This is a genomic window from Sorangium sp. So ce367 (assembly GCF_051520455.1).
GTDB lineage: Bacteria > Myxococcota_A > Polyangia > Polyangiales > Polyangiaceae > Sorangium > Sorangium cellulosum_B.
Genome location: NZ_CP150334.1, coordinates 10,110,914 through 10,130,171, shown reverse-complemented (window position 1 = coordinate 10,130,171; position 19,258 = coordinate 10,110,914). Strand labels below are relative to the sequence as shown.

Genomic DNA, 19,258 nt, shown 5'->3' with positions numbered 1-19,258 from the left:
TCCAGATCCGACTGCGCGGCGTGCGCGCCGCATCGACCCACGCGTCAGCCGTGACGCCGACGCTCGGTCCCGGGCGCAGCCCGACGCGCGGCGCGCGACGTCACGCCGGGCCGGACAGGTTCGTGCTCTCGGCCGGCGACGCGCTGGCGAGCGGGGAGCGCTTCTCGCCCGCGAAGGCCTTCTCCACGAGGTAGTCGCCCGGCTCGCCGCTGTTGCCCTCCTCGAAGCCGCGCGACTCCAGGAGCGCGGCGGTGTCGGCGAGCATCTCCGAGCTGCCGCAGAGCATCAGCCGGTCGTGCGCGGGGTCGAGCGCGGGCAGCGCCAGATCGGCGAAGATGCGGCCGGACTCGATGAGCGCCGTGATCCGGCCCTCCGTCTTGAACGCCTCGCGGGTGACGGACGGGTAGTAGCGGAGCTTGGGCCGCACGATCTCGCCGAGCAGCTCGTCCGCCGCGAGCTCGTGCTCGAGGTAGCGCGCATAGGCGAGGTCCTGCACGCGGCGGCACGTGTGCGTGATGACCACGCGCTCGAAGCGCTCGTACGTCTCGGGGTCCTTGACGACGCTGAGGAACGGCGCGAGGCCGGTCCCGGTCGCGAGGAGCCACAGAGTCCGGCCCGGCCGCAGGTTGCCGATCGTGAGCGTGCCCGTCGCGCGCTTGCCGACGAGGATCGTCTCGCCGACGGCGATGTGCTGCAGGCGCGAGGTCAGCGGGCCGTTCGGCACCTTGATCGAGAAGAACTCGAGCGTCTCCTCGTGGTTTGCGCTCGCGAGGGAGTACGCGCGGACGAGCGGCTTGCCCGCGACCAGGAGCCCCATCATGCAGAACTGCCCGTTCGCGAAGCGGAAGCTCGGCGAGCGGGTGGTCTTGAGCGTAAAGAGCTTGTCCGTCCAGTGGTGGACCTCAAGCACCGTCTCTTCTGTGTAACCGGGTACCATGTCGTTCATCCTTGTCGGTGCGAAAGCATCGCGGCGAGGTGGTTCGAAAGAGCGCGCTCCCCGATCAAGACAGCGGGGCGGCGCCGCGGTGCGCGAGCGCGCCGAGCTCTACCGCAAGGTCGTCTTCCATGAGTTCGCCGCTTCACATAGCAATGATGCAAATGATAATCAAGATCAGCATCGACCCATGGGGCCGTCCACGTTGTCGCGCACGATCTCGTGGCGCGTCGTCCTCTAGGGGCGACGGCGCTCCTTGACGATGCCCCTGGAGCCGCTGGCCACACGCCGTGGAGACCGCATGCCGCGGGTCGGGCGGCGACGGCGGGCCGGGCGGGGCGCTCACGGGCCGGGCGGGTCAGGAGCGCTGCGCCGCGCGGCGTCTCTGTGCGCACGCGGTCGCTCGCGCTAAGGACCGGGCCGATGCGCGCTCCTCGCCCCCTCTCCACGCTCGCCCGGCTCGCCGGCGCCGCCGCCCTGGCCCTCGCGCTCGGCGCCTGCGGCGCGGTCACCGCGTCCGGCGCGAAAGACCCCATCGCCTCGCTCCGCGACGCCGGCGCGCATTCGGCCGACGGCGAGGTCGTCGGCCGCTGGCTCCTCGGAGAGCTCCTGGTCCCGGGCGGCACGCCCGCCGGCGCCAGGGAGGCGCGCAAGCGCCTCGAGGGGATCGGCGCGAAATCGATGCTCGCGTCGCTCGGGCGCGCGATCGACGACGAGGGGCACGGCCGCAACGCGCGCGCGGCGGCGGCCTACCTCGATGCGCTGGACGCGGCCCGGGTGAGCGCGCACCCCGACGCCCCGCTCGTGGGCTGGTTCGCCGCGAACCGCCTGCTCGGCCTGCGCTCCAGCGTCGCGGGCCTCTGGAAGAAGTCCCGCGAGGTCGTCCTGCGCGCCATCGACCACCCGGGCAAGCTGGGCTGGCGCGCGCGCGGAGAGCTCGTCGAGTGGTGGAGCCTCGACGGGCTGCCCGACGAGGCCGCCGCGGCGCGCCCGGGCGGCGCCGCCGGGACCGCCGACGACGCCGGCGACGTCAGCCGCGCGGCGCCCGCCGTGCCGCTCATCGACCACGCGGCGCGCCGCTACGGGTGCATCGAGAACGCCCGCTTCGCCGGCCCGTTCGGCCACCTGGCCGCGAGCGACCACCGCGTCCACTACGAGGCGGAGCGCGCCGGCCCCTGGCCGCCCGTGTTCCCGCGCGATCCCCACCGCAGAGGCCCGCCGCGCGTGCTCGGCGCCGAGCGCCGCGGCTGCCAGCTCTCGGCCGTCGCGCCGGAGGGGCCCGGCGAGGGCGGGGCCAGGGGAGGCATCTTCTACGTCGAGACCTTCATCGACCTGCCCGCCGAGCGCGAGATGCTCATCGCCGTCCAGGGGGCCTACGCCATCCTCGTCGACGACGTCGAGGTGCTGACGCGCGACACGAAGCAGTGGGGGATCTGGCCCCGCTTCGGCGCCCGCCTGCGCCTCGGCCCCGGCCGGCACCGCATCCTCGCCCGCGTCGGGGGGCGCGACACCTCCATCCGCCTGCTCGCGCCCGACGGCACGCCCCTCGGCGTGGCCACGTCCGCCGATCCGACGCCGCCCTATTCGCTCGTCGCGCCCGAGGTCCTGCCGGATCCCAACCCCATCGAGCCGTTCCTCACGGCGCTCGGCGTGCCGCCGCAGCCCGCGCCGAAGGTGGCGCGCGCGCTCGGCCTGCGCGGCGCGCCCCCCGCCGAGCGCGACGTGGGCGATCCGATCGCCCGGTACCTCGCGGCGACCATCGCGCACCTCGAGGGCCAGGACGACGTGAGCGCCGTGCTGATCGAGCCGCTCGTGGCCGATCCTGCGCGCGCCACCGGCCCCGCGCTCGCGGCCCAGGCGGTCTTCCTCGAGAAGGACCCGATCTTCCCGGCGTCCGACGGGCAAGACCTCGTGAAGGACGTGCGCGCGCGCGCCGCGGAGAAGGACCCGGAGCTCTGGTACCCCCGCCTCTGGCTCGCGCTCGAGGAGGCCGACAAGGTCGGCCTGTCCGAGATGACCCGCACGATCGAGGCCCTCGCCGACCGTTTCCGGGAGGTGCCCGACCTCCTGAAGACGCTCGCCGGGATGTACTCGCGCCTCGGCTGGCGCGTCGAGCACGTCCGCACCGTGAAGGAGGCCGCCGCGCGCTTCCCGGACGACATCGAGGTGCTGGGCGCGCTCCTCCGGATCCACGACGGCGACGGGCACATCGCGCAGGCCGACGCCCTCGCCGCGCGCATCCGGGAGCTCGATCCCGACGCGGAGATCGAGCTGGAGAGGGCGATCGATCGCCGCGACTACGCGGCGGCGATCAAGGAGCTCCAGCGCCTCGGCTCCGCCCGCAAGGACCGCAAGGACATCGCCGCGCGCATCGCCGATCTCCTGACCCGCGCCGGCAAGCGCGCCGAGTCGTTCGAGCAGCTCGAGCGCGCGCTCGCGAAGTCGCCGGACGACGCCGACGCGCGCCTGGCGCTCGCGGACGCGCGCTTCGCGCGTGGCGAGCGCGACGCGCTCCAGAAGGCGCTCATCGAGGCGATCCGCACCGGCGCCGACACCTCGGGCCTGCGCGACGCGATCGAGCTGCTCGACGGCACGACGGAGCTCAGCCCGTACCGGCTCGACTCGAAGAAGGTGATCGCCGAGCACGAGGCCTCGGGCGAGGTCATGCCGGGCACGGCGGCGCGCGTGCTCGACTATGCGGCCATGTGGGTCCACGAGGACGGCTCGGCGCGGATGCTCCAGCACGAGATCATCCGGATCCAGTCGCGGGAGGCCATCCAGGAGCACGCCGAGCAGCGCATGCCCGAGGGGCTCGTGCTCAAGCTCCGCACGGTCAAGCGCGACGGGTCGATCCACGAGCCGGAGTTCATCCAGGACAAGCCGACCGTGACGATGCCCCACCTCGAGGTGGGCGACTACATCGAGGTGGAGAACCTGTTCGTGCTGCGCGGCGACGGGCAGGGGGGCCTCACGTTCCAGGGCCCGCGCTGGTTCTTCCGCGAGGAGAAGGTCCCCTACTGGCGGAGCGAGTTCATCGTCGTGTCGCCGAAGAGCCGGCCGCTCGACGTGGAGGCCTCCGGCCCCGTCCCGGCGCCCGAGATCGTCGAGTCCGGCGCGCTCGTCACCCGCCGCTACCGGGTCGACAAGAGCCCCGCGCTCCCGGAGGAGCCGGCGAGCGCGCCGATCTCGGAGTTCCTTCCGAACATCCGCATCGGCTGGGGCATCCGCCTGGACAGCACGATCGCGCGCATGGTCGACGCGGCCGCCGACGAGACGCCGCGCGATCCGCGGCTCGTGCGCATCGCGCGGGCGATCGCGCGCACGCCGCTCGCCGCGGGCGGCGAGCAGGGGAAGGCCGCCGCCGCGCAGGGCGCGCGCGGCGAGGGCGGCGGAGCGGCGCCGTCGAAGGACGAGCAGGCGCGCCGGATCTACCGGTGGGTGCTCGCCAACGTGGAGCCGGGGCGCGAGGACGACGGCCGCCGCGTCGTCATCGGCAAGAGCGGCAACCGGACCGAGGCGTTCCTCTACCTGTGCCGCCTGGTCGGCATCGACGCCGGCTACGGCGTCGTGAGCGACCGGCTCACCGCGCCGCCGCGCGGGCCCATGAGCGAGGCCGAGACGTTCAACGCGCTCGCCGTCCGCCTCGACACCGGGGACAAGCCCGGCGCTGGCGCGGTCCGCTGGATGTTCGTGCGCGACAAGTTCGCGCCGTACGGCTACCTGCCGAGCTCCCTCCGCGGGCAGCCGGCGATCGTGCTGAAGCCGGGGACGCCGCGCGAGGTGACGCCCTCGTCCGGCGCGCACGACGGCGTGGTCACGGAGGGCGTCGCCGAGGTGGCGAGGGACGGCTCGGCCTCGCTGACGATCGAGCAGCGCTACGAGGGCAAGCTCGCGATCGCGCTGCGCTCGGCGCTGGAGTCGCTCCCCGACGCCCAGCTCAGGGACGCCGTCGAGTCGCGCCTCCTGCCGCAGATGGTACCGGGGGCGCGGCTCCAGGCGATCGAGATCAAGGAGCTGGGCGAGATCGATCGGCCGCTCACGCTGAAGATGAAGATCGCCGCCGCGAGCTTCGCGCGCGCGCAGGGAGGGGAGCTGGTCATCACGCCGCCCTTCGGCGTGCGCGTGGCCAGCCTCGCCAGCCTGCCGGTCCGCGAGACGCCGCTCTACCTGTCGGAGCAGATCGCGACGCGCTCGGAGGTGCGGCTCCGCGTCAAGCTCCCCGCGGGCGCGCGCTTGGTCACGAAGCTCGCTCCGTCGAAGGCGGACGACGAGGGGCGCGCCGTGCGTGTGAACGATCGCATGGACGGGGGCGCGCTGGTCCTCGATCGCTTCCTCGAGCTGCCCGCGGGCCGCGTGCAGCCCGATGCCTATACGAAGTTCCAGCAGTTCGCCCGCGCGGCGGACAGCGCGCTCGACCGGGACATCGTCGTGCAGCTCGACCGCGACGGACGCTGAGCGCTGCGCTCCGTTCGCCCTGCGCCGGGCCTCGGTCGCAGGGATTCCTGTGTGTCAACCCACGCGGGATGGATTACTCTTTTGTTCCCTACCGTGAGCGATCTGGATTCCCAGTACGCGCAGGATGCTGGCCGCCAGCCCACGGATCCCGTGAAGGCTCGGGTGGCGCGCGCCTTCCGGCTCTGCTCGCTGTTCGCGCAGGTGGATCGCGAGGTGCGGGAGGCGGTCACGGACGCCGCGGTGCTCGAGGTGGTGGCGTCCGACGCGGCGATCTTCGAGCAGGGGGCCCCCGCGGACACGCTGGTGGTGCTCGGCCGGGGGCGCGCGCGCGTCGAGCGCGTCAACGAGGCGGGGGCCGCGTTCCCGCTCAGCTACCGCGGCACGGGCGACGTGCTCGGCGAGTCGTGCCTCGGCGGGCTGGAGACGCGGACGGAGCGGGCGATCGCGATGGATGAGGCCGAGGTGGTCCGGGTGCCGCTCGCGCTCGTCCGCGAGCTCTGCGCCCAGCACCCGGGGCTCGGTGGCGCGGTGTTCGCGCTGCTCGTCGCGCGGCAGCGGGAGACCGAGGACCGGATCGAGTCGATGCTCTTCAAGAACGTGGGCGGGCGCCTCGCCGAGTTCCTCCTGCACGCGGCGGAGCGGTGGGGCGTGCCGACGCCGCGCGGGACGCTGATCTCGGCGCCGATCACGCACGCGGAGATCGCCCAGGTGATCGGGTCGACGCGCGAGACGGTGACGCTGACGCTCGGGGCGTTCCGGAAGGAGGGGGTGCTCGACGCGGCGGGGCGGCGCCTCATCGTCAAGGACCGCGAGGCGCTCGCCCGCAAGCGCTAGGCGCGGCGTCAGCCCGCGGCGGCGCGCGGCGGCTCCTGGAGCGTGGCGCGCAGCTTTTCCAGCGCGCGCGAGAGGCGGGATTTGACGGTGCCCACCGGCACCGCGAGGCGCTCGCCGATCTCCACGAGGGAGAGCCCCTCGAAATAGGCGAGCTGCCGCCCTCGCCGACGATCGCGCACAGGCACGGCGCGTCGCCGACGACGGTCGGGATGGCGTGGATCGAGCCGGCGGGGCTGTGGAGCTCCTCCCCGGCGCGGACGACGCGCCCGTCGTCCACGGCGAAGGCGCCCTCGAAGACGAGGATGCGCTCGTCGCCCAGGTGACGGTGGCGCGGGATGCTCCCGCCCGGCTCGAGGCAGACGAGGATCGCGCTCGTGGTCGCGCGGCGCGGGCCGGTCGCGAGCGGCAGGACGCGCATGCTCGGCAGCACGGCGTTCATCGCCTCCGGCTCCGACAGCGCGTGGAGGGCGCGCCGGGCGTCGTCCGGCGCGACGTCGGTGAGGGCGGCGAGGCGCGGCGCCATCGGGGTGAACCGCTCCAGGCGATCCACCGAGGCGAAGAGCCGCGCGCGCAGGCGGCCCTCCGCCGGGACCGGCGGCAGCGCCCGGGCGACGGCCGCGACGGCGGCCTCCGCGTCGGCGAGCCGGCGCGCGCAGTCGCTGCAGGCGCCGAGGTGCGCTTCGATCTCGGCGCCGCGCGCCCGTCCCGCGCGGGCGAGGAGCGCGTCCTCCAACGGATCATCGAGGTGTCCAGCGAGCATCATCGGCGCCGCTCCTTCGAGGCGAGGTTGTGCCCCTGGATGAGTACGCGGAGGAAGGGGAAGCGGTTCCAGCGGACGTGGCTGGACGCCCCGGACGCGCGCCGGTGACGGCCGAGGGGCCGGCGCGCTCCGCGCCGGCGCGCGCGCCGTTCCCAGTTGACGTGGCGCACGAAGCGTCGATACGCCTTCGCGAGTCGACCCCGCAGGAAAGGACCGCTCATGCCGAAGCTCAGCTCCGGGACAGCCATCGCCGTCGCATTTCTTTTCGGTTGCTCCGCGTCGTACGTCGCGCCGCGCTTCCTGGTGCCGCCGGTGCAGGCGGGGACCGATCCGCCCCGCTGGGAGATTCGATGCGTGGACGTGGAGACCGCGCGCGTCAGCGACAGTCAGGTGATCGAGGTGACCACCACGTCCGGATGGAACCCGGTCCTCAAGCGGTTCGGGCAGGAAGGCTGGGAGCCGGTGCAGTTCCTGCGCAGCGAGATGACCGCGAAGATCGAAGCCGTGTGCTTCAAGCGGCCTCTCCTCTGACGTTGCGCACGTGGCGCGCAGGCACGAGGCGCGCAGGCGCCGCGCGCCTCGGGGGCGGTCGCGCCGGGAAGGCCGCCCGCGCCGGGACACGCCGAGGCGGCCGCCGCGCGCCGGGAAGGCCGCCCGCGCCGCCGAGACGGCCGCCGCGCGACGGGAAGGCCGCGGCGAGCGGGCGAGCCTGACGCCTGGCATTCTTGCGGCGGAAGCCGGCCGGAAGGCGTGCTAGGGGGCGCCGATGGAGTCCGCGATCAAGACGTACCGGATCCGCCTTGACGGCATCCGCTTTCGCGCCAAACACGGCGTGTCTCGCGCCGAGCGCGACCTGCCCCAGGATTTCGTCGTGTGCCTGGAGGTGGAGCTCCCGGTCTCGCTGTTGCCTCGAGCGGACACGCGCGCGCGCGTCTTCGATTACGACAGGCTCGCGAGCCTCGTCGTCGAATCAGGCACGAGCGCGTCGTACAAGCTGCTCGAGACGCTCGCCGAGCGCATCATCGAGCGCGTGCTCGACGACACGCCGGCCCTCCTCGTGACCGTTCAGGTCAAGAAGTTCGGCCCGCCGACGTCGGTGTCGGTGGATGCCGCCTCCGTGGAGCTCTCGGGCCGCAAGGTCGGATGAGCTCGCTCTTGCAGGCGTCCAGAGCTCTCGCCATGGTCACGTCATGGGGGACGACGCGGGGCGGCGGGCGAGGTCGTTGATCGAGCGCAAACAGGCGTTCGCCGCGCGGCAGGCGGCGCGCGGCAAGGGCGCCTTCGACGGGCTCGCGCCGATGGGCAGCGGGCCGCCGAACCGGCACGGGATGCCGAGGCTGCCGGTCGGGCAGCGCGAGGTGACGAGCTGGCCGGTGCTCGATCTCGGCGATACGCCGGACATCCCGACTGACCGCTGGCAGCTCGAGATCGACGGGCTCTGCGAGGCGCCGCGGACCTACTCCTGGGAAGAGTTCATGGCGCTGCCGCAGACGCTCGACGTGTCCGACTTCCACTGCGTGACCACCTGGAGCCGCCTGGACAACCACTGGATCGGCGTCCGGTTCGCCGCCCTCGCGGAGCGCGCGCGCCCGCTCGCGGACGCGCGCTTCGTGCTGATCGAGGCGAGCGACATCGCGCCCGGCACGCAGACCCCCTACACGACGAACCTGCCGATCGAGGAGGCCATGCTGCCCGACGTGCTGCTCGTCCACACCTGGGAGGGCAAGCCGCTGACGCGCGAGCACGGGGGCCCGGTGCGGATGATCACGCCGCAGCTCTACTCCTGGAAGGGCGCGAAGTGGATCCGGCGGATCACGTTCACCGCGGCCGATCAGCCGGGGTTCTGGGAGGTCCGCGGCTACTCGAACACGGCGTACCCGTGGTTCGACGATCGGTACGGCCGACGCTGAAGCGGGCGCCGCGCGACGAGGAGGGCGAGCCAGCATGCCCGGCGAGGAGAGCGTGAAGCGCACGGAGGCCTACGCGAGGGAGCACCTGGCCAACGAGCGGACGCACCTCGCCTACGTGCGCACGGCGATCGCGCTGCTCAGCTTCGGCATCACGCTCAACCGGGTCAGCCTCTACTTCCTGGAGGCGGGGCCGCCGGCCGCGCCGGGAGGGCCGCGGTCGTTGCTGCGCGAGGTCGTGGGCCTCGGCGCGGGGATGGTCGTGCTCGGGATGGCGCTCATCGCGTGGGCGGCGGTGCGTTACCTGCGCGTCGCTCGCGCCATCGATCGCGGGGAGTACCGCCCCGACCGGACGGCGATCCTGATCTTCACGGCGGCGCTCTTCCTGGCCGGCGCAGCGAGCATCGCCTGGCTGTTCGCCTCGTGAGCCGGACGCAGTGCGCGTGCCCTGCTGGAAGGCTGCCTCGCCAGCGGCGCATTCTGGCGAAAACTTGCGTGACGGCCGCGGGACCGACGCGGCATAGTGCGCGCCTCGGATGACAGGCAAACGACACCCCGGCGGATTGGGGCCGCCAGGGTGCCGCGCCTCAGCCTCGTGCCGGAGGACTGGAGCATGGGTAGGCCCATCGCGCCTTGGTTTGTTGGTTCCATTCTTCTCATCGGCCCAGCGACGTTCTTTGCATGTGGTGACGTGCCCTATATGGGCGGAGACTGCGCGGTCACGGATGACTGCGAGTCGGACCACCAGTACGTGCCGGGCACGATCTGCGTCGATGAGCGCTGCGTGTGCGGCGAGCCGGGCAAGGTCATCTGCTGCGCGCGCGGCGAGGAGGGCTCGCGCGGCGAGCAAGACTCGGATTGTTTCAAGGCGTGCCTCACCTGCGACGAGTGCGCGGAGGGCACCGAGGAGGGCACCGAGAAGTGCTCCGGGGTGCCCGTGCCGCCCCTCGGTTGCGAGAGCGACGCGGAGTGCCCTGGCCCGCCCGACCCGCGGTGCGGCGCGGGGCGGTGCGTGGACGGCGCGTGCGCGGTGGAGATCCACGAGGGCCCGATCGAGTCGCAGCTCCGCGGCGACTGCAAGAGCGAGGAGTGTACAGCCGATGGTCGCGTGGTCAGCGCGGCTGCCCAGGATGTCTACGATGATGGCAACCAGTGCACCCTCGACTTCTGCGAGGTCGATGAGCCGCAGCACCTCCTGTTGAACGAGGTCACCTGCCCCGCCTCGGGCGAGGGGCGGTGCCATGAGGGCGCCTGCGTGCAGTGTGTCGCCACGGACGCGTCGCTGCTCTGTCCCGGCGGGCGCGCGTGTGATGGCGTCTGGTGCGTGCCGGAGCACTGCGTGAACGACGTGCAGGACGCCGGTCGCGGGGAGACCGGCTTCAACTGCGGTGGCCCGTGCCGGCCCTGCCAGGCGGGGGACCGCTGCCGCGCGGCCACGGACTGCATGAGCGGCGTGTGCACGAACGAGACCTGCATGATCCCGAACTGCAGCGATGGGGTGAAGAACGGCCGCGAGTCCGGCGTCGACTGCGGCAAGCTGTATTGCCCGCGCTGCGAGCCGGGCCGGGGCTGCCAGACCGGCGCGGACTGCAAGAGCGGCGTGTGCTGGGCCGGCGCCTGCGAGGCGCCCACCTGCACGGACGGCGTGAAGAACGGCGACGAGGCCGGCGTCGACTGCGGCGGCGAGGGGTGCGCCGGGCCGTGTCCAGCGTGAGCGTGCCGGGCATGAACCTCGACTTCCCACAGTAGAGTCAATCGGCGTCCTGTTCGCCCTTGTAGTTATCCCAGCCCTCGGGAGGTTCCGTTGCATTCCCCGCGTCCATTGGGACGTCCCCGCCCGAATCCCGGTTGACGTCCAATTTCACCGTCGGTAGGACGGCTCGCGTCGTCACATTGCTCGTCCGCTGGGGGAAAGGGGAGGTACCATGGGCACGAGAGGCTGGCAGAAGATCCCATGGGCGGTCGTGGTCGTCCTCCCGCTCCTCGCCGCGCCGGCGCGAGCAGGAGCGGCCGAGATCAGCGCCGGTGCGAGCATCGGGTGGATTGAGATCGGCGACGATTATCGCCCCTCGGTGGGTCCACAAGCGGCGATATCGTGGCGCTTCGAGCGAGACTTCGTGTTCACGGTCCACGACCTGTGCACCATCCACCTGGGGCCCCAGCACGGCGGGCTCGGTGTCTACAATCAGACGTCACTCGACGTCGGCGTTGCGTGGGACGAAGGCAATTTCAGTCTGGGGCCATCGGTCGGGCTCTTCGACATGCCGTCGTGCGGCGCCGCCTGGTGCGGGCGCGTCGCCGGGGTGGCGATAGGCGGGCATGCGCAGGTCAACTCGTACTTCGCAGGGCCGCTGGGCTGGTCGACGAGCGCCCATGTGCAGTGGCTCGGCGGGGAGAGTCCTGTGCTTCCGGGCCAGGTGGCCTTCGTCGTCGTCGCCGGTCCCGTGCTTCGATGGATCATCGAATGAACACGAGCAGACCTCTGTCGTTGATGGCGGACGTCATTCGTCCTCCGCCGCGCCGCTCGCCAGCACCGTCTCTCCACCCTCCTTGCCAAGCTCGATGAGCCGGCAGGGCGTCGCCTTCCGGAGCCGCTCCGCCAGCGGGCGGGAGTGCGTCGTGATCCACAGCTGGCTCCGGGATGCCGCGTGCACAAGGAGATCCCCGAGCGGCCCGAGCAGATCCGGATGCAGGCTCGTCTCCGGCTCGTTCAGCGCCATCAGCAGCGGAGGCCTCGGGCTCAGCAGCGCCGCCAGGAGGCAGAGATAGCGCGCCGTGCCGTCCGAGAACTCGCGGGCGTCGAGCGGCCGCGACATCCCGGGCAACCGGAGCTCGACGCGGAACCGCCCCTGCGTCGAGGAGACCTCGAGGGACGCGCCAGGGAACGCGCTGGAGACGGCATCCTTCAAGGCGACCCTGTCGCCGATATCGAGGATCGTCGCCAGCGCCGCGGCCAGATCGTGGCCATCGGTGCTGAGCACAGGCGTCCGCACCCCGACCTGCTCGACCCGCAACGGCGCGCCGGAGTCGGTGCGGAAGTGGTGATAGAACCGGAAGTTCATCAGCTGTTGCCGCACCACCGAGAGCAACGGAAAGCGGTGCGGCTCCACCACCTGCGCCAGCACCGACTCCGAGCCCCAGAGCGAGAAGGGAAAGGTCACGCGGTGGCCGTCCGCGTCGCGCGCGAAGGCCGAGCCCGCGGCCCGCTCCAGCATCGGCAGGCGGCGGCGCTTGTCGAGCAGCCAGAGGTTCTCTTCCTTGATGTCCGGGTCCAGCTCGAACGGCCCCCCCGGCGGCGGCGTCAGCCCGCACTGGAGCTCGTAGACCAGCTGATCCAGCCGCACCCGCAGCGTCATCCGCACCGGGCCTTTGCTGCGCTGGCCGGCCCAGAGCACCGAGGGCATCCCCCCCTCCTCGGCCAGCGTGCGCGCAAAGGTCCCGCTCGCCGCGGAGCCGAGCAGCACCATGGTGCGATAGAGGTTGGTCTTGCCGACGCCGTTCGGTCCGACGATGACGTTGACCTGCGCGAGGGGGAGGGTCAGCTCGCGGATCGAGCGGTATCCCGCGACGTGGAGCTCCTGGACCGTCATCGCGCCCAGGATAGCCCATCGCGGTGACCGGCCTTGCTACCGCAGGCGGTGCTCGCGGAGCACGTCGGCCGGCACCGCCTCGCGCGCGAGCTCGCAGAGCCGCGCGTGGTGCGTGAAGAACAGCACCTGCGTCGTCCCCGCGAGCTCGCCGAGCACCGCGAGGGCAGCCCGGGCGCGGTCGTCGTCGAAGTGGATCAGGATGTCGTCCAGGATGAGCGGCATCGGCTCGCCCGTCCGCGCGTGGTGCTCGAGGCTCGCGAGGCGCAGCGCGAGGTAGAGCTGGTCGCGCGTGCCGTCGCTCAGGCCCGTCACGTCGACCTCGCGCTGCACCGGCGCCCTCGCGGGCTCCGCCGCTGCGTCCGCGGGCGCCTTCGCAGGCTCCGCCGCTGCATTCGCCGGCGCGTTCGCGGGCTCTACCGCTGCGTCCGCGGGCGCCTTCGCGGGCTCCGCCGCTGCGTCCGGCGCGGGCGCCCTCGCGGCCGCTGCCCCGCCGACCCCCGCGCCGGACGCCGCCGCGCGGACGCAGCGGAGGATCGCCTGCTCGCTCTCGTCGTAGCCCACCCGGAGGCCGGCGAAGGCGCCCAGCGTCAGGCGGTGGAAGAGCGCGCTCGCGCGCGCCAGGATCGGGCCCTGGTTGCGCTCGCGGTAGCGCTCGATCTCGCGCTCGAGCAGCACCGCGGCGAGGCGCGCCCGCACGTAGCGGCGCACCTCGCCGCGCAGGTGCGAGAGGCAGATCTGCGCCTCCGCGGCGGCCTCCGCGGCGCCCACCGTCGCCCGCAGGTGCTCGCGCTCCTGCTCCAGGCTCCCGAGCGCCCTGTCGATCCGGCGCCGCTCGTCCTCGAGCGCCGCGAGGCGCTCCTCCGCCCGGTCGAGCTCGAGCGCGAGCGCGTCCCGCTCCACCCCGGCGGTCTCCTGCTCGAGTGCGGCGATGCCCGCGCCCTCGCCCGCCTCGAGGAGCTTGCCCTCGTTCTCGACGAGCTCGCGGTCGAGCCGGCGCGCCTCGCGCGAGCGCTCCTCCGCCAGGGAGAGCGCGGCGACGTCGTCGGCGTCGTCACCGCCGCGCGGGACGCCCGCCGCCTCGAAGAGCTTGGCGAGGCGCGCCTCGGCGGCCGCGCGGCGCGCGTCCTGCTGATCGAGCTCGCGGCGCTTGTCGGCCAGGCTCCGCGCGATCTCGCCGCGCTCGCGGAGGTCGGCGCGCGCCTTGTGGTGGCGCTTGATCAGCTGATCGGCGGCCTGATCCGCCGGCAGCGGGGCGAGATCCGGCGCGTGCCGGGCCGCGAGCTCCGCGACGTCGGCCCCGAAGGCCCGGGCGTCGCGCTCCATGCCGCGCACCCGGCGGCGCTCGTGGGCGGCGCTGTCCGCCTTGCGGAACAGCGCGCCGAGCTCGTCGAGGATCGCCGTGGCCTCGTCCGCGGAGGCGTCGCCGGGCAGGCCGAGCGGCCGCACGCCCTCGGCCCACTCGGCCCGCCACGCCTCGAGCGCGCGCGTGTGCTGCGCCTGCTCGCGCTCGAGGTCCTCGATCTCGCGCTCGAGCTCCTTGCGCTCCCGCAGGAGCTCCTTGCGCTCCCGGGCCGCGCCCTCGATGGCCGCGAGCTCCTGCTCCGCGGCCTCGACGAGCGCCGGGAGGCGCGCCGGCGCGTCCTCCGGCGCTCCGGCGGCGTCGCCGCGCGAGCCCGCGCCGGCCGCGTCGCCGCGCGAGGCGCCCGGCGCGGCGCGGGCGCCCTGGAGCGCCGCGTGGAGCTCGGCGGCGTGCGCCTGCATCCGGGCCCGCAGCGCCTCGGCCTCGGCCTCCGCGGCGCGCAGCCGGTCGACCGTGGCGGTCAAGGCCGCGTAGCGGCCGAGCCAGCCGCGCATCTCCTCGGGGGAGCGCGGGGCGACGCCCGCGGGCCGCCACAGCTCGAGCCACGCGGCCTCGGCCTCCTCGGCCCGGCCCGCCAGCGCGGCGCGCTCCGCGGCGAGCTGCGCCTGGTCCGTCTGGGCCCGCGCCTCGTCCGCGAGCAGCCGCGCCAGGCGGGCGACCCGGTCGGCCTCGCGGCGCAGCCGATCGGCGAGGGCGTCGGCGGCGCGGACCAGGTCGGCGTAGTCGTCGGGCTTCCCCCGGGCGGCCGGCGGCTCGTCGCGCGCGGCGAGCGACGGCCTGCGCCGCCCCCCGGGCGAGGCGGGCGCGTCCGCGCCGAGGTCGAAGAGCGAGGCGGTGTGGATCGACGTGGCCGCCGCGCGGGCGCCCGCCTTCGCCTGGAGGGCGCGCACCAGCGCCTTGAAGGCGGCGTCCCGGCGCTCGCGCGCCTCCGCGAGGTCGGCCTCCGTGGGGACGGCGCCGGCGCGCTGGAGCGCGTCGATCTCGCGGGCGCTCTCGCGGAGGCGCGCCTCGATCTCGGCGGCGCGCTCGCCGAGCCGCTCGCGCTCCCGGGCGAGCGCGCCCCACTGCGCGGCCGCCTGGTCGACCGTCTCGGGGAGCGGGACGGGCAGGGCGCTCGCCTCGGCCGCGGAGAGCGGCCGGCCTTCGGGCGCGCCGCCCGCGTCGAGGCCCGCCCGTCGCGCGGCATCGTCGACGTCGAGGCGCGCCCGCCGGGCTGCCGCGAGGCCGAGCCGAGCGCGCTGCGCGTCGGCGTCGCGGGCGAGCTGCGCCGCCGCGGCGGCGGCCTCGCGGAGCCGGTGCTCGAGGTCGCCCTGCTTCTGCGCGCGAGAGAGCGCGCCTCGGAGCGGGGCGGGGTCCTCGCCCGGCGGCAGCTCGGCCAGCCTGCGCGCGCAGGCGTCGCGCCGCGCGCGGTGCGCGGAGAGCAGCCGCTCCACCTCGCGCGGCTTGGCCTCGGCGGCGCCGCGCTCGCGGGCGAGCTTCTTGATGCGCGCCTCGGTCGCGACGTCGACGCGCATCGCCTCCAGCCGCTCCGGGTCGTCGCCGCCGGCGAGCGAGGCGTCCCGCCCGAGCCTGCGGAGGATCGCGCGCGCGTCCTCCTCGACGCCGTGGAGCTCCGCCCGGACGCGCGGCAGGTCGACGGCGGCCTTGCGGTGGCTCCCGAGCCGGGTCACGAGGCCGTCGATCGCGCCCGCGTCGAGGTCCGCGAGCGACGCGGGGACCTCCAGCGCGGCGTGGCGGGCCTCGAGCTCCGCGATGTCGGCGCGGAGCCGCGAGGCCTGGGCGCTCGCGTCGGCGGCGCGATCCTGGGCGTCCTCGCGGTCGCGCTGCGCGCTCTCGGGCAGCAGGACGACGTGGCCGAGGGCGGCGCGCCGGCCGAGGATCGCGCGCCGCGCCTCCAGCAGCGGGAGCACCCGGAGCGCGCGCCGGAGCCGCTTGTCGGTCGACCGGAGCGCGCGCAGCTCCGCGTCGACGCGCTCCTGCTCGGCCCGCTGCTCGTCGATCTCCTGCCGCTTGCGCGTCCAGTCCGCGGGCGGGTGAGCGGCGCTCCTTGCCCCGTTGCGGGCCGCCTCGAAGGCCTTGATCGCCTCGTTGAGGGGGCGGGTCCTCGCCTGGGGCGTGAAGATCTCGTCCGCCTCCTGGCGCAGCGTGGGGAGCAGCTGATGCAGCCCCGGCCCCCCGAGCCCCGCGCCGAACAGGCTCTGACCGACGTCGCCCTTGCCCTGGAGCAGGGCCTCGGCGCCCTGGCGGAGCGTCTCGTGGGTGAGCCCGAAGGAGGTCCGGAACAGCTCCTCCGTCACGCCGCCGAGCACCGGCGCGAGCGCGGCGTCGTCGAGGGGGTTGTCGTCCGGGTCGCGGAGCGTCTTCACGCGCCCCTTGCGGCGGACGAGCGCGAGCGCGGCGTCGCCCCTGCCCGCGAGCCGGCCGCCGACGCGGAGATCGGTGTTGTGGTGCAGGTGGGCGTCGGGCGTGATGTGCGGGATGCCGTAGAGCAGGCCGCGGATCGCCCGGAGCGCGGTGCTCTTCCCGGCCTCGTTGGGGCCGTAGACGACGTGGAGGCCCGGCGACGGCGAGGAGAAGTCGAGCCGGAGATCCGTGAAGGGGCCGAACGCGAGGAGGTGGAGCTCTAGGATCTTCACGAGATCGCTTGCCGGGCGCAGGGGGCGGTGCCCTCCCCTGAACGGATAGCAAGTGCGGAACCTCCGGGCGTTGTCAAGCCGCACCGCGCGGCGCCGCGGCGCCGCGCCCGTCCGTCCGATGAGGGAGCGGCAGGTCGTGTCGTGCTGGAAGCGGCAGGCGGGCGGGCGGACGGCACCGTGCGTCCGCTCAGCGGCGCTGCGCCGCCGCCTCAGCGGGGCTGCGTCGCCGGCGTGTGGAGGAAGGCGCTCCACGAGCCGCGCCGCGGCGCCTTGCCGAGCAGGACCTCGGCGAGCGCCTCGCTGATCGGGAGCCCGGGGTTCCGCTCCAGCCAGAAGAACTCGCCGGACGGGTTGACCTCGAGGAAGACGTGCCGGCCGTCCGGCGTGCGGAGGATGTCGATCGCGCCGTAGTTGAGGCCGAGCTGATCCATCAGCCGGAGCACGCCCGTCTCGACGTGGGGCGGGAGCGTGTCCTTGCGCCAGGCGTCGATGAGCTCGATCCCCTGCCGGCGCCAGTCGACCTCGGCGCCGGGCGCCGCCTGCGAGTCGACCGAGGCCGTGAAGACGCGCTCGCCCACGACCGTGACCCGCAGCTCGCGCGCCTTCGGGATGTTCTCCTGGAAGGTCATCGGGCAGAGCGAGAGCCCCCGCATGTCCGCGAGGTCCTTGGCCTCGAGGGCGTTCGTGAAGACCACGTGCTCCTCGCCGTCGCGGTAGACGGCGAACGACGAGAGCATCTTGGCGATCACCCCGCCCGGGCAGGTCGCGGCGAAGGCCCGCGCCGCATCGGCGTCGTTGGTCGTGAGCGTGCGCGGCGTGTCGAGGCCGACCTCGCGCGCGATGTCGAGCTGCACCTGCTTGTTCGACGCGAAGCGCACCGCCGGCAAGGGGTCGACCTGCGGGACGCGGAACGCCGCGAGCATGCCCTCCGCGGTCTGCTTCGCCTCCTGGATCGACGCGCTCCGGAGCTGCGGATCCATCGACGAGGGCAGCCTGGCGCCGTAGGCGACCCGGCGATACCAGACGGCGGTCACGTCGCCGAGGTCGAGCGCGCCGTCCCGGGTGGTCAGCGTGGAGCGGCCCGCGCCGTCCCCCGACGAGAGCGAGAGCCGCGCTCCCGCCGGGTAGGCGTCGGTGTCGAAGCGGAAGGCCTGGCCGCCCAGCCTGGCGATCGCGGCGACGACGCGGTCGATGCACTCGTTGTCTTCGCTGTGCGTGATGATGAGGACTGTCACCGGTTCTCCGTCGGAGCGAGCAGCGCCTCCGCCAGCGCGTCGGCGATCGGCAGCCCGAGATCCCGCTCCAGCATGCCCCACTCGCCGGCGGGGTTCACTTCGAGAAAGACGTGCTCTCCGTCCGGCGTCCGGATGAGGTCGACGGCCCCGAAGACCAGCCCGAGGGCGCGAAGGAGCGCGCCGAGCTGCGCTTCGACGTCGCGCGGGAGGGCGTCCGGCTCCCACCCGATGCCGACCTCGCTCACGTCCGGGTGGCGCCAGTCGACAGCGACCGACTCGTAGCGGGTCGCGTCGAGCGCGCCCGGGAAGCACCGGCCATCGACGCAGGCGACGCGCAGCTCGCGCGCCTTGGGGATGCGCTCCTGGAAGATCATGGGGCTCTGGCGCAGCCCCGCGAGGGCGTCGAGGTCGGCCTCCGCGACGGCGTGCGTGAAGACGAACGGCGCGCCGCCGGAGAGGCTGGTCGAGAAGGGCGTGAGCATCTTGGCGACCATGTTCCCTCCGAGGCGCGCGAAGAGGCCGCGGACCTCGGCCGGGTCGTTCGTCACCACCGTCTCGGGGATGCGAAGGCCGACCGACGCGGCCGCCGCGAGCTGCCGCAGCTTGTCCTGGGCGCGCTCCTCGGCCGCGGGCTCGTTGATCCAGCGCCGCGCGGGGAGCCCGCGCAGCCAGCCGGTCAGCGCCGCCATCGACTCGCGCACGCACGCGCCGCGGTACGCCTCGGGGATGCCCGCGCCGAGGTCCGGCGCCCAGAGGCGCCGGAGCCAGACCGCGGAGATCTCGTCTCCGCCGATCTCGGCCCCGGCGTCCTCCAGGCGGCGGCGCACGCCGCCCGGCCCGAGCGCCGTCGAGAGCGTGATGTCGCGAGGGAACCGGTCGACGTCCAGGCGGACGGGGCGAGCGCCGCGCCTTCGCAGCGCCTCCGCCACGCGCCCGATCCCGAAGTCGTCCTGTGAGTGCGAGACCAGGAGGACGCTCGCGCTCGCCATCGTCACGTCAGGGTGCCTCTCTCGCACGGGCGCGGGCGGTCCATGCGGTGCTCAGGTCTCGTCGCCGTCCGAAGGGTACTTCAGCGTGGTGTAGATGGGGTCCTTCCCGCCGCCCCCGCCGTCCTCCTGGTCCGACGGGTACTTCAGCGTCTGGAAGGGCGGCCTGCCGGCCTTGACGCCGGTACGGACGCGCTTCTGATCCTCCAGGAAGCGAGCGAAGAACGGCACCGCCTCGGCGTCGTCCTTCTGCTCCTGCTGCTCGGGCTCACGGTTGTCGATATCGGCCATGGGATACCTCCAGATGGTTGCGTTGCCGCGGCGACGGAGCCGCCGAGGGCAAGAGGGCTAACATAGCGAGCAGCCAGGCGGGGGCGCAAGCCCGGGCGCGATCTTCGGCGCTTTTCAGCACAATTGCAGCGGCTCGACGTCGCAATTCCGCCATCCCGTGATGCTGTGATTCCGCTGTTGCGGCGATCTTTTAATCACGGGCGCTCAAAGGTGTTGAATCGTGTTGAGCTTGGTTACGCGTTGTCACGCGTCGTTACGCGTCGTTACGGA

At 73.8% G+C, this 19,258-nt stretch carries 16 protein-coding genes and 1 pseudogene; 9 read left to right on the top strand and 8 right to left on the bottom strand.

All coding sequences use genetic code 11. The features are described from left to right. Nucleotides 1-100: 100 nt before the first annotated feature. Complete coding sequence (locus WME97_RS38325) at nucleotides 101-937, bottom strand: ferredoxin--NADP reductase (protein ID WP_437545053.1); 837 nt, start codon at nucleotides 935-937, stop codon at nucleotides 101-103. On the opposite strand from WME97_RS38325, the gene WME97_RS38320 reads away from it, so the two are divergent. The 3 genes from WME97_RS38320 to WME97_RS38310 all read left to right on the top strand — a co-directional run bounded on the left by WME97_RS38320 (nucleotide 936) and on the right by WME97_RS38310 (nucleotide 6,223). Next, nucleotides 936-1,175 (top strand): hypothetical protein, encoded by a 240-nt coding sequence (locus WME97_RS38320; RefSeq protein WP_437545052.1) that lies wholly within the window; start codon nucleotides 936-938, stop codon nucleotides 1,173-1,175. The two genes, WME97_RS38325 and WME97_RS38320, sit on opposite strands and share 2 nt — an antisense overlap. Nucleotides 1,176-1,357: 182 nt before the next feature. Beyond that, nucleotides 1,358-5,389: a hypothetical protein gene (locus WME97_RS38315; RefSeq protein ID WP_437545051.1), complete on the top strand. Its 4,032-nt coding sequence runs from the start codon at nucleotides 1,358-1,360 to the stop codon at nucleotides 5,387-5,389. A gap of 93 nt (nucleotides 5,390-5,482) precedes the next feature. Continuing rightward, nucleotides 5,483-6,223 (top strand): Crp/Fnr family transcriptional regulator, encoded by a 741-nt coding sequence (locus WME97_RS38310; RefSeq protein ID WP_437545050.1) that lies wholly within the window; start codon nucleotides 5,483-5,485, stop codon nucleotides 6,221-6,223. Nucleotides 6,224-6,231: 8 nt separating this feature from the next. On the opposite strand, the gene WME97_RS38305 is transcribed toward WME97_RS38310, so the two are convergent. Both WME97_RS38305 and WME97_RS38300 read right to left on the bottom strand, forming a co-directional pair. After that, on the bottom strand, nucleotides 6,232-6,348 hold the full coding sequence (locus tag WME97_RS38305) for a sigma factor-like helix-turn-helix DNA-binding protein (protein WP_437555573.1): 117 nt from the start codon (nucleotides 6,346-6,348) through the stop codon (nucleotides 6,232-6,234). A gap of 62 nt (nucleotides 6,349-6,410) precedes the next feature. Continuing rightward, a pseudogene (locus WME97_RS38300) lies at nucleotides 6,411-6,641 on the bottom strand (cupin domain-containing protein); the annotation flags it as partial. Nucleotides 6,642-7,202: 561 nt separating this feature from the next. Here WME97_RS38300 and WME97_RS38295 point away from each other — a divergent pair. From WME97_RS38295 to WME97_RS38270, 6 genes are all read left to right on the top strand, one after another. Then, nucleotides 7,203-7,514 (top strand): hypothetical protein, encoded by a 312-nt coding sequence (locus tag WME97_RS38295; RefSeq protein ID WP_012239792.1) that lies wholly within the window; start codon nucleotides 7,203-7,205, stop codon nucleotides 7,512-7,514. Between the two features lie 235 nt (nucleotides 7,515-7,749). Next, a complete protein-coding gene (locus WME97_RS38290) occupies nucleotides 7,750-8,130 on the top strand; it encodes a dihydroneopterin aldolase (protein WP_437545049.1) in 381 nt (126 codons plus the stop codon). 43 nt (nucleotides 8,131-8,173) lie between these two features. Continuing rightward, nucleotides 8,174-8,893, top strand: a complete 720-nt coding sequence (locus tag WME97_RS38285; RefSeq protein ID WP_437545048.1) for a molybdopterin-dependent oxidoreductase — start codon at nucleotides 8,174-8,176, stop codon at nucleotides 8,891-8,893. Nucleotides 8,894-8,927: 34 nt separating this feature from the next. Continuing rightward, on the top strand, nucleotides 8,928-9,317 hold the full coding sequence (locus tag WME97_RS38280) for a YidH family protein (protein WP_437545047.1): 390 nt from the start codon (nucleotides 8,928-8,930) through the stop codon (nucleotides 9,315-9,317). 273 nt (nucleotides 9,318-9,590) lie between these two features. Continuing rightward, entirely contained in the window at nucleotides 9,591-10,604 is a 1,014-nt protein-coding gene (locus tag WME97_RS38275; protein WP_437545046.1) for a hypothetical protein, read from the top strand. A gap of 211 nt (nucleotides 10,605-10,815) precedes the next feature. After that, the gene (locus WME97_RS38270; RefSeq protein WP_437545045.1) at nucleotides 10,816-11,358 is read left to right on the top strand and encodes a hypothetical protein; all 543 of its coding nucleotides are present in this window, start codon (nucleotides 10,816-10,818) and stop codon (nucleotides 11,356-11,358) included. 33 nt (nucleotides 11,359-11,391) lie between these two features. Here the strand turns inward: WME97_RS38270 and WME97_RS38265 are convergent, their stop codons facing one another. The 5 genes from WME97_RS38265 to WME97_RS38245 form a co-directional block, all read right to left on the bottom strand. Next, nucleotides 11,392-12,480 (bottom strand): AAA family ATPase, encoded by a 1,089-nt coding sequence (locus WME97_RS38265; RefSeq protein ID WP_437545044.1) that lies wholly within the window; start codon nucleotides 12,478-12,480, stop codon nucleotides 11,392-11,394. A 36-nt stretch (nucleotides 12,481-12,516) separates the two neighbouring features. Next, the gene (locus tag WME97_RS38260) at nucleotides 12,517-16,476 is read right to left on the bottom strand and encodes an AAA family ATPase (RefSeq protein ID WP_437545043.1); all 3,960 of its coding nucleotides are present in this window, start codon (nucleotides 16,474-16,476) and stop codon (nucleotides 12,517-12,519) included. 209 nt (nucleotides 16,477-16,685) lie between these two features. Next, a complete protein-coding gene (locus WME97_RS38255) occupies nucleotides 16,686-17,711 on the bottom strand; it encodes an MvdD family ATP-grasp ribosomal peptide maturase (protein ID WP_437545042.1) in 1,026 nt (341 codons plus the stop codon). Then, a complete protein-coding gene (locus WME97_RS38250; RefSeq protein ID WP_437555571.1) occupies nucleotides 17,708-18,700 on the bottom strand; it encodes an MvdC family ATP-grasp ribosomal peptide maturase in 993 nt (330 codons plus the stop codon). Before WME97_RS38250 ends, WME97_RS38255 begins: the two co-directional genes overlap by 4 nt. A gap of 51 nt (nucleotides 18,701-18,751) precedes the next feature. Continuing rightward, nucleotides 18,752-18,988, bottom strand: coding sequence for a microviridin/marinostatin family tricyclic proteinase inhibitor (locus tag WME97_RS38245; RefSeq protein WP_437545041.1), 237 nt, complete (start codon nucleotides 18,986-18,988; stop codon nucleotides 18,752-18,754). Nucleotides 18,989-19,258 lie beyond the last annotated feature (270 nt).

Excerpts from the sequence above, each read along its gene's own strand:
- WME97_RS38290 (WP_437545049.1), top strand. The coding sequence starts at position 7,750 with ATGGAGTCCGCGATCAAGACGTACCGGATCCGCCTTGACGGCATCCGC.
- WME97_RS38315 (WP_437545051.1), top strand. The coding sequence starts at position 1,358 with ATGCGCGCTCCTCGCCCCCTCTCCACGCTCGCCCGGCTCGCCGGCGCC.
- WME97_RS38275 (WP_437545046.1), top strand. The coding sequence starts at position 9,591 with ATGGGCGGAGACTGCGCGGTCACGGATGACTGCGAGTCGGACCACCAG.
- WME97_RS38325 (WP_437545053.1), bottom strand. The coding sequence starts at position 937 with ATGGTACCCGGTTACACAGAAGAGACGGTGCTTGAGGTCCACCACTGG.
- WME97_RS38280 (WP_437545047.1), top strand. The coding sequence starts at position 8,928 with ATGCCCGGCGAGGAGAGCGTGAAGCGCACGGAGGCCTACGCGAGGGAG.
- WME97_RS38285 (WP_437545048.1), top strand. The coding sequence starts at position 8,174 with ATGGGGGACGACGCGGGGCGGCGGGCGAGGTCGTTGATCGAGCGCAAA.
- WME97_RS38295 (WP_012239792.1), top strand. The coding sequence starts at position 7,203 with ATGCCGAAGCTCAGCTCCGGGACAGCCATCGCCGTCGCATTTCTTTTC.
- WME97_RS38320 (WP_437545052.1), top strand. The coding sequence starts at position 936 with ATGTCGTTCATCCTTGTCGGTGCGAAAGCATCGCGGCGAGGTGGTTCG.
- WME97_RS38265 (WP_437545044.1), bottom strand. The coding sequence starts at position 12,480 with ATGACGGTCCAGGAGCTCCACGTCGCGGGATACCGCTCGATCCGCGAG.
- WME97_RS38245 (WP_437545041.1), bottom strand. The coding sequence starts at position 18,988 with ATGGCCGATATCGACAACCGTGAGCCCGAGCAGCAGGAGCAGAAGGAC.
- WME97_RS38250 (WP_437555571.1), bottom strand. The coding sequence starts at position 18,700 with ATGGCGAGCGCGAGCGTCCTCCTGGTCTCGCACTCACAGGACGACTTC.
- WME97_RS38270 (WP_437545045.1), top strand. The coding sequence starts at position 10,816 with ATGGGCACGAGAGGCTGGCAGAAGATCCCATGGGCGGTCGTGGTCGTC.